Annotated in this window: 14 protein-coding genes; 4 read left to right on the top strand and 10 right to left on the bottom strand. The window is 55.8% G+C overall.

The annotated features are described in order from the left end of the window. Window positions 1-58 precede the first annotated feature (58 nt). Window positions 59-1,162, bottom strand: coding sequence for a bifunctional diaminohydroxyphosphoribosylaminopyrimidine deaminase/5-amino-6-(5-phosphoribosylamino)uracil reductase RibD (gene ribD / locus GYRE_RS07425; RefSeq protein ID WP_038254227.1), 1,104 nt, complete (start codon window positions 1,160-1,162; stop codon window positions 59-61). A 3-nt stretch (window positions 1,163-1,165) separates the two neighbouring features. Next, entirely contained in the window at window positions 1,166-1,615 is a 450-nt protein-coding gene (gene nrdR / locus GYRE_RS07420) for a transcriptional regulator NrdR (RefSeq protein WP_006818758.1), read from the bottom strand. 150 nt (window positions 1,616-1,765) lie between these two features. Here nrdR and GYRE_RS07415 point away from each other — a divergent pair, with 150 nt between their 5' ends. Further along, window positions 1,766-2,311, top strand: a complete 546-nt coding sequence (locus tag GYRE_RS07415; protein WP_038254224.1) for a SadB/YajI family lipoprotein — start codon at window positions 1,766-1,768, stop codon at window positions 2,309-2,311. 253 nt (window positions 2,312-2,564) lie between these two features. Beyond that, window positions 2,565-3,449, top strand: a complete 885-nt coding sequence (locus tag GYRE_RS07410) for a nucleoside-specific channel-forming protein Tsx (protein WP_038254222.1) — start codon at window positions 2,565-2,567, stop codon at window positions 3,447-3,449. Between the two features lie 72 nt (window positions 3,450-3,521). On the opposite strand, the gene GYRE_RS07405 is transcribed toward GYRE_RS07410, so the two are convergent. From GYRE_RS07405 to queA, 7 genes are all read right to left on the bottom strand, one after another. Next, complete coding sequence (locus GYRE_RS07405; RefSeq protein ID WP_038254220.1) at window positions 3,522-4,202, bottom strand: helix-turn-helix transcriptional regulator; 681 nt, start codon at window positions 4,200-4,202, stop codon at window positions 3,522-3,524. Window positions 4,203-4,223: 21 nt separating this feature from the next. Next, on the bottom strand, window positions 4,224-4,589 hold the full coding sequence (locus GYRE_RS07400; protein WP_038254219.1) for a VOC family protein: 366 nt from the start codon (window positions 4,587-4,589) through the stop codon (window positions 4,224-4,226). Window positions 4,590-4,731: 142 nt separating this feature from the next. Continuing rightward, window positions 4,732-5,703: a protein translocase subunit SecF gene (secF, locus tag GYRE_RS07395; protein WP_006818752.1), complete on the bottom strand. Its 972-nt coding sequence runs from the start codon at window positions 5,701-5,703 to the stop codon at window positions 4,732-4,734. Between the two features lie 10 nt (window positions 5,704-5,713). Beyond that, the gene (gene secD / locus GYRE_RS07390) at window positions 5,714-7,561 is read right to left on the bottom strand and encodes a protein translocase subunit SecD (RefSeq protein ID WP_071777516.1); all 1,848 of its coding nucleotides are present in this window, start codon (window positions 7,559-7,561) and stop codon (window positions 5,714-5,716) included. A 27-nt stretch (window positions 7,562-7,588) separates the two neighbouring features. Next, complete coding sequence (gene yajC / locus GYRE_RS07385) at window positions 7,589-7,921, bottom strand: preprotein translocase subunit YajC (protein ID WP_006818750.1); 333 nt, start codon at window positions 7,919-7,921, stop codon at window positions 7,589-7,591. A gap of 22 nt (window positions 7,922-7,943) precedes the next feature. Then, window positions 7,944-9,071 (bottom strand): tRNA guanosine(34) transglycosylase Tgt, encoded by a 1,128-nt coding sequence (gene tgt, locus GYRE_RS07380; protein WP_006818749.1) that lies wholly within the window; start codon window positions 9,069-9,071, stop codon window positions 7,944-7,946. A 56-nt stretch (window positions 9,072-9,127) separates the two neighbouring features. Next, window positions 9,128-10,198: a tRNA preQ1(34) S-adenosylmethionine ribosyltransferase-isomerase QueA gene (gene queA / locus GYRE_RS07375; RefSeq protein WP_038254217.1), complete on the bottom strand. Its 1,071-nt coding sequence runs from the start codon at window positions 10,196-10,198 to the stop codon at window positions 9,128-9,130. A gap of 91 nt (window positions 10,199-10,289) precedes the next feature. Between queA and acpH the strand changes: the two genes are divergently transcribed. Then, a complete protein-coding gene (gene acpH / locus GYRE_RS07370) occupies window positions 10,290-10,871 on the top strand; it encodes an ACP phosphodiesterase (RefSeq protein ID WP_038254215.1) in 582 nt (193 codons plus the stop codon). Window positions 10,872-11,039: 168 nt separating this feature from the next. Beyond that, window positions 11,040-11,642, top strand: coding sequence for a peroxiredoxin C (locus tag GYRE_RS07365; protein ID WP_006818745.1), 603 nt, complete (start codon window positions 11,040-11,042; stop codon window positions 11,640-11,642). A gap of 102 nt (window positions 11,643-11,744) precedes the next feature. On the opposite strand, the gene GYRE_RS07360 is transcribed toward GYRE_RS07365, so the two are convergent. Beyond that, window positions 11,745-13,613 (bottom strand): amidohydrolase, encoded by a 1,869-nt coding sequence (locus tag GYRE_RS07360; protein WP_038254214.1) that lies wholly within the window; start codon window positions 13,611-13,613, stop codon window positions 11,745-11,747. Window positions 13,614-13,617 lie beyond the last annotated feature (4 nt).

Below are 13,617 nucleotides of genomic sequence, written 5' to 3'. Positions count from 1 at the left end.
TTGTAGCCCCGCAGGGGGGCGGATTCTATCATAATAATTCCGGCACTGCCGAAGTTTATCAGACCGGTGTTAAATGCACACACAGGTCAGGGCCGACCTGGCGAATCTGGCTAAACTGGAGTTGGGGTGCATCACGCAGTTTCTCAAGCCCTGGCAGCACAAACAGGCCGCGGGCATCGTTGCCCAGAAGCTTCGGCGCCAGGTAGACCACCAGCTCATCCACCAGTCCTGCCTGCAGTAGCGCACCGGCAAGCGTTGGCCCGGCTTCCACCCACAGGCTGTTAATCTGCGCCTTACCGAGCTGCATCATTAGCAGCACCAGGTCGAGATGCCCGTTATGTTCCGGCACCTGCAGCGCGCGGACGTTTTCCGGCCATTCACGATTATCCTCCTGGCTGCGCACAATCCAGGTTTCGCCGCTCTGCTGCACGATGCGATGTTCCGGTGTGACCTGACCCAGACGGTCGAGCACAATGCGCAGCGGCTGGCGCAGCGCTTCACGCGGATAAATCGCCTGAGTATCCGGGTTGAGTTCATCCCAGCGTACGGTCAATGCCGGATCATCCGCTAACACGGTGGCTGCGGTCGTCAGAATCGCGTGGCTTTGCGCGCGCAGGCGCTGCACGTCGCGACGGGCAGCCGGAGAGGTTATCCACTGGCTCTCGCCGCTCGCCATCGCGGTACGGCCATCAAGCGATGCCCCCAGCTTCAGCTGGATATACGGGAAAGCAGTACGCATGCGCTTCAGGAAGCCCTTATTGAGCAGCTCCGCTTCGCTCATCATCAACCCGTGGCTGACGTCGATACCCTCCTCTTTTAGGCGATGCAGACCGCGCCCCGCAACCTGCGGATTCGGGTCCTGCATGGCAGCCACCACGCGGGACACCCCGGCGGCGATTAATGCCTCACAGCACGGCGGCGTGCGCCCATGATGGCTGCAGGGCTCAAGCGTCACGTAGGCGGTTGCGCCTTTGGCTTTATCACCCGCCATGCGCAGGGCGTGAACTTCCGCATGCGGCTCACCGGCACGGTAATGGAACCCCTCCCCAACCACAACGCCATCTTTGACAATAACGCAGCCAACGTTTGGGTTGGGATGAGTGGTAAAACGTCCGCGTTGCGCCAGCTTTAGCGCTCGCGCCATGTACATTTCATCCTGCATGGCTCAATCCTGTAGGCGGGCTATTTCTTCGCCGAATTCTTTAATGTCTTCGAAGCTACGGTACACCGAAGCAAAGCGGATGTAGGCGACCTTATCGAGTTTTTTCAGCTGTTCCATCACCAGGTTACCGATCATTTTGCTCGGCACTTCGCGTTCACCGGTGCCACGCAGCTGGGTTTTAATATGGTTCAACGCCATTTCAACGTCATCGGCGCTCACCGGACGTTTCTCCAGCGCCTTCAGCATGCCGCTGCGCAGCTTGTCTTCATTGAAAGGTTCACGCACATCGTTACTTTTCACCACCCGCGGCATTACCAGCTCAGCCACTTCAAACGTCGTGAAGCGTTCGTTGCAGACCAGACACTGACGGCGGCGGCGCACCGACGAGCCTTCACCGACCAGACGCGAGTCGATGACTTTGGTATCTACGGCTAAACAGAATGGGCAATGCATATCACTTCCTGAATGTGGGGTGAACTGAACTCTATTTTACCCTGAACTGCTCCGACAACAAAGGCAGACCGTTTTTTGAGACAAAGCCCGATGTCAGCCACGGCGTGGCTGACTACCATTAAGCCAGTATGGGTTTCAAGGAAAAATGAGATGAAGACAAGACGTTACCTAAGAATAGTTCTGCTGGGAAGCCTCTTTACCCTCAGCGCCTGCGCACAGCAAAGTGAAGTTCGCCAGATGCATCAGAGCGTCAGCACGTTGACGAAAGAGATGACTCAACTGAACCAGGAGACGGTGAAGATAACGCAGCAAAATCGCCTGAATGCGACCTCATCAAGCGGAGTATATCTGCTGCCAGGCTCAAAAACCCCGGCGCGGCTGGAGAGCCAGATAGGAACGCTTAAGATGTCGCTCCTGAATGTGGCACAAAACGCCCAGGGTACGCGCGCGACGTTACGCATTCAGGGTGAGTCCAACACGCCGCTGCCCGCGTTTAGCGGCACCGTTGAATGGGGACAAATTCAGGGCACAACGGAAAACTACCAGGAAGTGAATGTCCAGAATCAGCTCATCAATGCGCCCGCCAGCGTATTGGCCCCGAGCGACGTCGATATTCCTCTGCAGTTGAACGGCATTACCCCGGCGCAGCTCGGGTTTATCCGCGTCCACGACATTCAGCCCGTCACCCAGCCGTAGACTATTCCTCCCCCTATTTCTTCAAAGCCGGGCAAAGTTCCCGGCTTTCTGCAATTAAAGCACGCAAACGTGAACGCAATCGATTACGTGAATGTTGAATCTGTGAAACAAAACATATTTTTGTGAGCAATGATTTCTATAATAGGCACCGCAGAAACATGAATTATTAAGAAACGCTACAGCGATACGTTCAGAAACGCGACAGCGGGACTCTTTTACACCCCAGATGGGGTTTCAAAACAGTGGCATAACGATGAAAAAAACATTACTGGCAGCTGGCGCTGCCCTGGCGCTCTCCGCATCTTTCACTGCTGGCGCCGCAGAGAACGACAAACCCGAGTATCTCTCCGACTGGTGGCACCAGAGCGTTAACGTGGTAGGCAGCTATCACACCCGTTTCGGACCGCAGATCCGTAACGATACCTACCTCGAGTACGAAGCCTTTGCCAAAAAAGACTGGTTTGATTTCTACGGCTACGTGGATCTGCCGGTATTCTTCGGTGGTAACACCGACGCGAAAGGTATCTGGAACGACGGCTCCCCGCTGTTCATGGAAATCGAGCCGCGCTTCTCCATCGATAAACTGACCGGCACCAGCCTGGCGTTTGGCCCGTTCAAAGAGTGGTACTTCGCGAACAACTACATCTACGACATGGGTCGTAACGAATCTCAGCAGCAGAGCACCTGGTACATGGGTCTCGGTACCGATATCGATACCGGCCTGCCGATGAGCCTGTCTCTGAACGTGTATGCGAAGTACCAGTGGCAGAACTACGGCGCCTCCAACGAAAACGAGTGGGATGGCTACCGTTTCAAAGTGAAATACTTTGTACCGATTACCCAACTGTGGGGCGGCCAGCTGAGCTACATCGGCTTCACCAACTTTGACTGGGGCTCCGATCTGGGCAGCGATAACTTCTACGACAACAACGGGAAGCACGCACGTACCAGCAACTCTATCGCCTCCAGCCACATCCTGGCGCTGAACTACGATCACTGGCACTACTCAGTGGTTGCTCGTTACTGGCACAACGGCGGCCAGTGGGCTGACGACGCCAGCCTGAACTTCGGCAACGGTGACTTCAGCGTGAAATCTACCGGCTGGGGTGGTTACCTGGTGGTCGGTTACAACTTCTAATCCCGACGGGTTATACAGCCCTTTCCTGCGGGGAGGGGCGAATACAAAACGCCAGCTTACGAGCTGGCTTTTTTATTGCTTCACCTTACGCAGAAAGTCGCTAAGTGAGCGATCGCCCCGTTCGCTGAAATGCCTGCCGGTCTCCTGTACCTTCAGACAGCGATCGAGGCGAAAACAGCGGTAATCCTCCCGCCGTTCACACCAGGCCACCAGCAGCCAGTGCTCCCCCCAGAAGAACATGCCAAGAGGCTGAACGTCGCGCCAGGAGAGCTGGCCACCTTCGTCGCGATAGTGCAGCGACAGCACCTTCTGCGCGGAAACCGCGCGGTGAAAATCATCAAACAAGCGACGAGAATGCGGCTGTGCGCCAAGATCCGGGGCAAAAATACGGGTTTGTTCGGCTTTACGTCGGCTGTCGGCGGGCAGGATCGCCAGCACCTTCTCCTGAGCCGACTCCAGCGCCTGTGAGAGCGTATCGCCGCCCCAGGTTTTCAGCATGCTGATAGCCACCATCAGCGCTTCAGATTCGTGTGCGGTCAGCATCAAAGGCGGCAGGTCATAGCCTTCCATCAGCCGATACCCGCTGCCGGCCTCCCCTTCCACCGGCACACCAGAGCAGGACAAGTCGCGGATATCGCGATAAATCGTGCGTTCTGAGACCTCCAGCCGCTCCGCGAGAAGCGCCGCCGTCGTCAGCCTCCTGCCACGCAGGATCTGCACAATCTGGAATAAACGGTCGGCGCGTCGGGACATTCTTTTACTCCACAATAGCTATCAGGCTGGCTGGTGCAGTCCGACACGGTTGCCTTCGCAGTCGGTGAACAGAGCAATGGTACCGATATCCTGGGCAAGCGCGAGTGGGCCAAACACGCACTGGCCGCCCGCCTTCTCAACGCGTTTGAGCGTTGCCGCCAGATTGTCGGTATGCAGATAAATAATAGCGCCTTGCTGTGACGGAGCGATACCGTCAAACTTTGCCAGCGCCCCACCGGGCTGTGGATCCTGATGCGGGAATACCGCCAGTTCGGCGCAGTCCATGGTTTCCCGACGAAGCTGAACTTCCATTACCGGCTCATAAAAAGCAATCGCCCGATTCATATCTGTGACCGGAATTTCAAACCAGTTAATAACGTTGTTCATGATGACTCCTGACATGTTGAGTGGGTTCAGGAGCAGTCTATGACAAGCCTCCTGACAGCGTAGTGTCAGGAGTGTTTGCCTGATTTTGCGGCAAAAAAAATCCCGGCCGCAGGGCCGGGATTTTACAGACGCTTAACGTCTCTTATGGCAGGAGCGACGGCTGATCCGCGCCTTCCTTCTCAACTTTCTGCTGGAGCATATGCTCGCGCTTCATGCCGAGTTTCAGCGCCAGCGCTGACGCCACGTAGATAGACGATGCGGTACCGATGGTGACACCGATAAGCATGGTCAGCGAGAAGCCTTCCAGCACCGGGCCGCCGAAGAGGTACAGCATCAGGATAACCATCAAGGTTGTCCCGGAAGTAATCAACGTACGGTGCAGCGTCTGGGTCAGCGACACGTTAAAGATTTCGTAAGGGGTACCGCGACGAATTTTGCGGAAGTTCTCACGAATACGGTCAGATACCACGATGCTGTCGTTCAGCGAGTAACCGATGACCGACATCAGGGATGCCACAATCGTCAGGTCAATCTCAATATGGAACAGCGACAGTACGCCGAGCGTGATGATAACGTCGTGCAGCAGCGAGATAACAACACCTGCCGCCAGACGCCACTCAAAGCGGAAACCGACGTAGACCAGGATAGACAACAGCGCTGCCATCAGCGCCATCGCACCGGTCTGAGCCAGGTCTGCCCCAACGCTCGGGCCGACAAACTCAATACGCTTAACGACAGCGTTCTGGCTGGTAGACTCGTTAATGACGCTCACCACTTTGCTGCCAAGAACCTGGCTGCCGTTTGCATCATGCTCCGGAGGCATACGAACCATGATGTCGCGGCTGCTGCCAAAGTTCTGCAGCTGCGGCTCAGCAAAGCCCGCTTTCTGCAGGGCTTCACGCATCTGGTCCATATCCGCTGGTTTTTCCAGCGTAATTTCGATAACCGTACCACCGGTGAAATCGAGACCCCAGTTAAAACCGCGTACGCCCATCACGATGATAGCCAGTACCAGCAGCAAACCTGAGATGCCGAAAGCCCAGTAGTCCCAGCGCATAAAGTCCCAGACTTTACGGCCGTGGTTCAATTGTTCAACAGTATATTCCTGTGCCACAACGCACTCCTCAGATAGACAGCTTTTTAACGCGCTTGCCGCCGTACACCAGGTTCACGATGGCACGGGTACCCACGATTGCGGTAAACATCGACGTCGCCACACCGATACCGGTGGTGATAGCGAAGCCTTTGATAGCCCCGGTACCCACAGCGTACAGGATGATGACTTTAATCAACGTGGTGATGTTCGCATCGAAAATCGAGCTGAACGCACCGCGATACCCTTCGTCGATAGCCTGCTGTACCGTACGCCCGTTGCTCAATTCTTCTTTGATACGTTCGTTTATCAGTACGTTAGCATCGACCGCTACCGCAAGGGTTAGCACGATACCCGCGATCCCAGGCATACTGAGCGTCGCACCAGGCAACAGCGACATGATGCCAACAATCAGGACCAGGTTAGCGATAAGCGCACTGGTAGCGATGAGACCAAACTTCTTGTAGAAGAAGATCATGAACAGAATTGAGACCACCAGACCCGCCAGACAAGCTTCGAGGCCCTGCTCAATGTTCTGCAGACCCAGGGTCGGGCCAATGGTGCGTTCTTCAACAATCTGAATCGGCGCAATCAGCGCACCGGCACGCAGCAGCAGAGAGAGCTGACGCGCTTCGGTCGGGTTGCTGATCCCAGTGATACGGAAGCTGTTACCCAGACGAGACTGGATATTGGCGATGTTAATCACCTCTTCTTCTTTCACCAGCACCGCACGGCCGTTGGCGTCTTTCTTACCGCTGTCTTTGTACTCCACGAACAGGGTCGCCATCGGTTTACCGATGTTGTCCTTGGTGAAGTTAGACATCATGTTACCACCGGCGCTATCGAGCGAGATGTTAACCTGCGGCTGGTTGTACTCGTCCTGGCTTGAGGTTGAGTCGGTGATGTGGTCACCGGTCAGGATCACACGCTTGTACAGCACAACCGGCTGGCCTTCACGAGTGTATTTGACCTCAGAGTCGCCCGGTACGCGGCCAGACGTGGCAGCGGACTGATCGACGTTGGTGTTCACCAGACGGAATTCCAGGGTCGCAGTAGCGCCCAGAATCTCTTTCGCACGCGCGGTATCCTGGATACCCGGCAGCTCAACCACGATGCGGTCAGCACCCTGACGCTGCACCACCGGCTCGGCAACGCCCAGCTGGTTCACACGGTTACGCAGAATGTTGATGTTCTGCTGAACGGCGTATTCACGGGCTTCTTTCAGACGTTCGTCGGTCATCACCGCGCGCAGCTGGTTGCTGCCCTGGCTTGAAATCACCAGGTCACGGTGACGCGGGGCCAGGTAATCAATCGCCTGGGTACGCGCATCGCCGTCGCGGAAAGTGATGCTCAGGCCGTAGTTAGCCTCTTTGCGAACGGTAGTATATGGAATGCCTTTTTCGCGCAGTTCACTGCGCAGGCTATCGATATTTTGTTCCTGCAGCTTACCGAGCGCGGTATCCATGTCGACTTCCATCAGGAAGTGAACGCCACCACGCAGGTCGAGACCGAGTTTCATCGGTTCGGCGTGCAGCGCGGCGAGCCAGCGCGGGGTCGCAGGAGCAAGGTTCAGCGCCACGACGTATTTATCACCCAGTACGCCCACCAGCGCTTCACGAGCACGGAGCTGGACGTCAGTGGAGTCGAAGCGCGCAAGAATAGCGCCCTCTTCCAGTGCCACAGACTTAGCGGTAATTTTTTCTGCGTTTAAGGTGTTCTGGACCTGGATCAGCGTTTGCTCACTGGCGGCGACACCGCGCGCGCCAGTGATTTGAACAGCCGGATCCTCACCATACAGGTTGGGAAGTGCGTAAAGCAGGCCGACGAGAATAACGACGACCAGCATGATGTACTTCCACAAAGGATAACGGTTTAACACGGCAGTTCCCTTTGGGAAAACGAAAGATTACAGTGCCTTCATGGTGCCTTTCGGCAGAACGGCAGCTACGAAGTCACGTTTGATAACCACTTCAGTGGTGTCGTTCAGTGCGATAACAACATAGCCGGTTTCAGCGACTTTAGTTACGCGACCGACCAGGCCACCGTTGGTCAGCACTTCGTCACCTTTAGCGATGGAGTCCATCAGCTTCTTGTGCTCTTTAGTGCGTTTCTGCTGTGGGCGCAGGATCATGAAGTAGAAAATCAGACCGAACACCACCAGCATCAGGATCAGAGACATCGGGCTGCCCTGGCCCGGGGCACCGGTTGCTGCTACCGCATCAGAAATAAAAAAGCTCATTCAAATTCCCTCATTATTAAAATTAATCAACGTTCAAAGGTGGAACCGGTCGACCCTGACGTTGGTAAAAGTCCGTCACGAAGCTCTCTAATTTACCCTCTTCGATAGCCTTACGTAAACCAGCCATTAAACGCTGATAATAGCGTAGGTTATGAATGGTATTGAGACGCGCGCCCAATATTTCGTTGCAACGGTCAAGATGATGCAAGTAGGCACGTGAATAATTGCGACAAGTGTAGCAATCACACTCCGCATCCAGCGGGCTGGTGTCGCTCTTATACTTCGCATTACGGATTTTTACGACGCCGTCGGTCACAAACAGGTGGCCATTACGGGCATTTCGCGTCGGCATGACGCAGTCAAACATATCGATACCGCGACGCACGCCTTCCACCAGATCTTCCGGCTTACCGACGCCCATCAGGTAACGCGGTTTGTCCGTTGGGATCTGCGGGCAGACGTGCTCAAGGATGCGATGCATATCTTCTTTCGGCTCGCCGACAGCCAAACCGCCGACAGCGTAGCCATCAAAGCCTATCTCTACCAGACCTTTAACAGAGATATCACGTAAATCTTCGTAAACGCTGCCCTGGATGATACCGAACAGCGCATTTTTGTTACCCAGGCCGTCAAAACGGTCACGGCTGCGCTTCGCCCAGCGCAGGGACATTTCCATTGAGCGCTTGGCGTAATCCCAGTCCGCCGGATACGGCGTACATTCATCGAAGATCATCACGATATCGGAGCCGAGATCGTACTGAATCTCCATGGATTTTTCTGGATCGAGGAAAATCGGATCGCCGTTGATCGGGTTACGGAAGTGCACACCCTGCTCGGTGATCTTACGAATATCACCGAGGCTGAACACCTGGAAGCCGCCGGAATCGGTCAGGATCGGACCTTTCCACTGCATGAAATCATGCAGATCGCCGTGCAGTTTCATGATCTCCTGACCCGGGCGCAGCCACAGGTGGAAGGTGTTGCCGAGAATGATTTGCGCGCCGGTCGCTTCAACTTCTTCCGGCGTCATACCTTTAACGGTGCCGTAGGTACCGACAGGCATAAAGGCTGGCGTTTCCACTACGCCACGATCAAACACCAGGCGGCCGCGGCGCGCGCGTCCATCGGTGGTATCCAGTTCAAATTTCATCTAAAACTCCTGCGTCAGAAAAACAGTCCGACGTTTTAAACACTCATGCCAGGGATTTACTCCCCGACACGCTCAGAAATAGCCTGCGGATTGTACGTGATAAACATGGCATCACCGTAACTAAAAAAGCGATATTGTTGTTCTACCGCAGCCTTGTAGGCATTCATGGTGTGCTGATACCCCGCGAAAGCGGAGACCAGCATAATCAGTGTTGATTCAGGCAGATGGAAGTTGGTCACCAGCGCATCAATCACCTGATACTGATAGCCCGGAAAAATAAAGATCTGCGTGTCGCCAAAGAATGGAGCAATCAGCGCGTCTTTGGCGGCCTGCGCGGCGCTCTCAAGCGAACGCACTGAGGTGGTTCCTACCGCAATAACCCGACTTCCGCGCGCTTTCGCCGCCAGCACCGCATCAACCACGTCCTGCGGCACTTCGGCATATTCAGAGTGCATGATGTGGTCTTCGATAGTATCAACGCGCACCGGCTGGAAGGTTCCCGCCCCCACGTGCAGCGTCACGAACGCCATCTCAATGCCTTTTTCACGAAGCTTCGCCAGCAGCGGTTCATCAAAGTGCAGCCCGGCGGTTGGCGCCGCAACGGCACCCGGTTTCTGGCTGTAGACGGTCTGGTACAGCTCGCGGTCGGCGTCTTCGTCCGGGCGGTCGATGTACGGCGGCAGCGGCATATGGCCGATGGCATTCAGGATGTCCAGCACCGGACGCTCGTCATTAAACTCGACTTCAAACAGCGCGTCGTGACGGGCAACCATTGTTGCGTTGATGCTTTCGTCATCCCCGAGCAGCAGTTCAGCGCCCGGCTTCGGCGCTTTAGATGCGCGAATATGTGCCAGAATACGTTTATCATCGAGCATACGTTCGACCAGGACTTCAATCTTGCCGCCGCTGGCTTTACGGCCAAACAGGCGCGCCGGGATCACGCGAGTATTATTAAAGACCAGCAGATCGCCAGGGTTGAGCTTGTCGAGCAGATCGGTGAAAGTACCGTGCGTCAGCGCGCCCGTTGGCCCATCCAGCGACAGCAAGCGGCAACCGCTGCGTTCTGGCTGTGGATAGTGGGCAATCAGGGAATCTGGCAATTCAAAAGAGAAATCGGCAACGCGCATGACTTATACTCGTGACTTAAAAACAGGCGGCTTAGTCTAGTGCCCGCGCCCCTTCGCTGCAACACTTAGCCACCACCGGACCGATGAACACATGAATTTTCTTGCTCATTTACACCTCGCTCACCTGGCTGACAGCTCCCTGTCAGGAAATTTGCTGGCCGACTTCGTGCGCGGGAATCCTGATGCGCTGTACCCGCCAGCCATCGTAGACGGCATTCATATGCATCGGCGCATCGACGTGCTCACCGATAATCTTCCGGAAGTGAAAGAAGCGCGAGAGTGGTTCCGCCCGCAAACTCGCCGGGTGGCGCCTATCACGCTTGATGTCATGTGGGATCACTTCCTCTCCCGTCACTGGGAAAGTATTTCCCCCGACCTGCCGCTTGATGAGTTCGTGCGCTACGCCCACGCCCAGGTCAGTGAGATCCTGCCGGATTCTCCGCCGCGCTTTGTCAATTTAAACGACTATTTATGGTCTGAACGCTGGCTTGAGCGCTACCGGGAGATGGCGTTTATTCAGCGCGTGTTGAACGGTATGGCAAGCCGCCGACCGCGCCTGGAAGCCCTTGGCGACTCGTGGCACGATCTCGATGCCCACTACGAACAGCTGGAAATTCGCTTCTGGCAGTTTTACCCGCGGATGATGGATCAAGCGCAAAAGAGAGCACTATAAGACTTGCGGTTTATCACAGAATCGCTATCTTAGGAGGGCTTTTTAAAAGCTATTGATAGGTGAAAACTATCTCATTGATTGTCAGCATCACGTTGAGCTTAGCCGTACCACTCCCTATACTGGCCCGCGTTGCGTTCCATTAACCTTATAAATGTAAAGGAGAACCCCATGGTTCTGGTTACTCGTCAGGCTCCAGACTTTACCGCTGCAGCAGTTCTGGGCAACGGTGAAATCGTTGAAAAATTCAACTTCAAACAGCACACCAACGGTAAAGCAACCGTTCTGTTCTTCTGGCCGATGGACTTTACCTTCGTTTGCCCGTCTGAACTGATCGCGTTCGACAAACGTTACGAAGAATTCCAGAAACGTGGCGTTGAAGTTGTCGGTGTTTCTTTTGACTCCGAATTCGTCCACAACGCATGGCGTAACACCTCCGTCGACAAAGGCGGCATCGGTGCGGTGAAATACGCAATGGTTGCTGACGTTAAGCGTGAAATCCAGAAAGCATACGGTATCGAGCATCCGGAAGAAGGCGTTGCACTGCGCGGTTCCTTCCTGATCGACAAAAACGGCGTTGTGCGCCACCAGGTTGTGAACGACCTGCCGCTGGGCCGTAACATCGACGAAATGCTGCGTATGGTTGACGCGCTGCAGTTCCACGAAGAGCACGGCGAAGTGTGCCCGGCTCAGTGGGAAAAAGGGAAAGAAGGCATGAACGCGTCTCCGGACGGCGTTGCTAAGTACCTGAGCGAAAACGTTTCCAGCCTGTAATCTACGGCAAGCAAGAATGCAAAACGGCAACCTTATGGTTGCCGTTTTTTGTTTGCCTCTCTCCCTGTGGCAAGGGCAGTGCTCACAACACGCACTGTCTGTTTAAAACGAGAAGCACGAGCACCCGAGTACGCCCCAGAAGGCCCGATCGTCTGATACCGGGATCCCTGACTGACGCGCGATATCGTGGGCGTGTCCGTGAACCCCGCAGCTACCAATGCACTGGTGCATCTGCACCACCGCGCCCACTTTACTGGCAACCGGCGGTGCGGAGCGGTAATGTCCAGGCACTTTCACCACCGGCGACCAGTCTGGTAATACCGGAATCGGCGGCGGTGCCAGCGGACTGAAGTGCCCGGCGGCATACACGACCTTGCCATCAACCACCGTCAGCACAGACTCAATGCCTTTGATTTCTTCTTCCGGTACGCTGAAGTAATCCTTCGACAACACCACCAGATCGGCAAGCTGGTCCTTCACGATGCGCCCCTTCTTGCCCTGCTCGCTGGAGAACCATGCGCTACCGGCGGTCCACAGCTCAAGGGCGACGTCACGCGGCAGGCGGTTATTGTCGTCATACATCGACAACCCACCGACGGTACGCCCGGACACCAGCCAGTACAGCGCCGTCCACGGGTTGTAGCTCGCGACACGGGTGGCATCGGTACCTAAGCCGACCGGCACGTCCAGCTCCAGCATCTTAGCCACCGGCGGCGTATGTTTAACCGCGTCTTTGCCATAGCGGTCGACAAAGTACTCGCCCTGGAACGCCATACGGTGCTGTACCGCAATACCGCCGCCCAGTGCCTTCACGCGCTCAATATTGCGCTCGGTGATGGTCTCAGCGTGGTCGAAGAACCAGTGCAGGCCGTTAAACGGAATATCGCGGTTTACCTTCTCAAAGACGTCGAGCATCCGGCTGATGGATTCATCGTAGGTCGCATGCAGACGGAACGGCCAGCGATGCTCGACCAGGTGGCGTACTACGCGCTCAAGTTCGTCCTCCATCCCTTTCGGCAGGTCCGGGCGCGGCTGGAGGAAATCCTCAAAGTCAGCCGCCGAGAAGACCAGCATCTCCCCCGCCCCGTTGGCGCGGTAGAAATCGGTACCCTGGCCCGGCTTCAGCATATCGGTCCAGCGTTCGAAGTCGGCGAGTTCCTGCTGTGGTCGCTGGGTAAACAGGTTGTAGGCAATGCGCACCGTCATCTGCTTATTGGCGTGAAGCTGCTCAATGATTTCGTAATCTTCCGGGTAGTTCTGGAAGCCGCCGCCGGCATCGATGGCGCTGGTTAAGCCCAGACGGTTCAGCTCACGCATAAACTGACGGGTGGAGTTCACCTGCAGCTCCAGCGGCAGCTTCGGCCCTTTCGCCAGCGTTGAGTAGAGGATCATGGCATTCGGTTTTGCCACCAGCATCCCGGTTGGGTTGCCGTTCGCATCGCGGACTATCTCACCGCCTGCAGGATCCGGCGTTTCTTTGGTGTAGCCAACCGCTTTCAGCGCCGCGCGGTTGAGCAGCGCACGATCGTAGAGGTGCAGCACAAACACCGGCGTATCCGGTGCGGCTTCATTCAGCTCTTCAATCGTCGGCATCCGGCGTTCGGCAAACTGGAATTCGCTCCAGCCACCGACCACCCGCACCCACTGCGGTGACGGCGTTCGCGCCGCCTGGTCTTTCAGCATTCGCAGCGCATCGGCAAGTGACGGAACACCTTCCCAGCGCAGTTCCAGATTGTAGTTGAGCCCCCCGCGGATCAAATGCAGGTGGGAATCGTTGAGCCCCGGGATCACCGTGTGACCTTTGAGATCGACGATCTGTGTGCCGTCGGCGGCATAGCTCATTATCCGATCGTGAGTCCCGGTGGCGATAATTTTTCCGTTGGCGATAGCGACCGCTTCCGCCAGCGGAGTCGTACGGTCCAGCGTGTGGATCTGACCGTGAGTGAGGATCAGAGAAGCAGTTTGAGACATAGCA

The sequence above is a fragment of the Yokenella regensburgei ATCC 49455 genome (assembly GCF_000735455.1).
Taxonomy (GTDB): Bacteria; Pseudomonadota; Gammaproteobacteria; order Enterobacterales; family Enterobacteriaceae; genus Yokenella; species Yokenella regensburgei.
Note: the sequence above shows the minus strand (reverse complement) of the source record. Positions and strands in the feature narration are given on the sequence as shown.

Excerpts from the sequence above, each read along its gene's own strand:
- queA (WP_038254217.1), bottom strand. The coding sequence starts at position 10,198 with ATGCGCGTTGCCGATTTCTCTTTTGAATTGCCAGATTCCCTGATTGCC.
- yajC (WP_006818750.1), bottom strand. The coding sequence starts at position 7,921 with ATGAGCTTTTTTATTTCTGATGCGGTAGCAGCAACCGGTGCCCCGGGC.
- GYRE_RS07360 (WP_038254214.1), bottom strand. The coding sequence starts at position 13,613 with ATGTCTCAAACTGCTTCTCTGATCCTCACTCACGGTCAGATCCACACG.
- tgt (WP_006818749.1), bottom strand. The coding sequence starts at position 9,071 with ATGAAATTTGAACTGGATACCACCGATGGACGCGCGCGCCGCGGCCGC.
- nrdR (WP_006818758.1), bottom strand. The coding sequence starts at position 1,615 with ATGCATTGCCCATTCTGTTTAGCCGTAGATACCAAAGTCATCGACTCG.
- ribD (WP_038254227.1), bottom strand. The coding sequence starts at position 1,162 with ATGCAGGATGAAATGTACATGGCGCGAGCGCTAAAGCTGGCGCAACGC.
- acpH (WP_038254215.1), top strand. The coding sequence starts at position 10,290 with ATGAATTTTCTTGCTCATTTACACCTCGCTCACCTGGCTGACAGCTCC.
- GYRE_RS07365 (WP_006818745.1), top strand. The coding sequence starts at position 11,040 with ATGGTTCTGGTTACTCGTCAGGCTCCAGACTTTACCGCTGCAGCAGTT.
- GYRE_RS07400 (WP_038254219.1), bottom strand. The coding sequence starts at position 4,589 with ATGAACAACGTTATTAACTGGTTTGAAATTCCGGTCACAGATATGAAT.
- GYRE_RS07415 (WP_038254224.1), top strand. The coding sequence starts at position 1,766 with ATGAAGACAAGACGTTACCTAAGAATAGTTCTGCTGGGAAGCCTCTTT.
- GYRE_RS07410 (WP_038254222.1), top strand. The coding sequence starts at position 2,565 with ATGAAAAAAACATTACTGGCAGCTGGCGCTGCCCTGGCGCTCTCCGCA.
- GYRE_RS07405 (WP_038254220.1), bottom strand. The coding sequence starts at position 4,202 with ATGTCCCGACGCGCCGACCGTTTATTCCAGATTGTGCAGATCCTGCGT.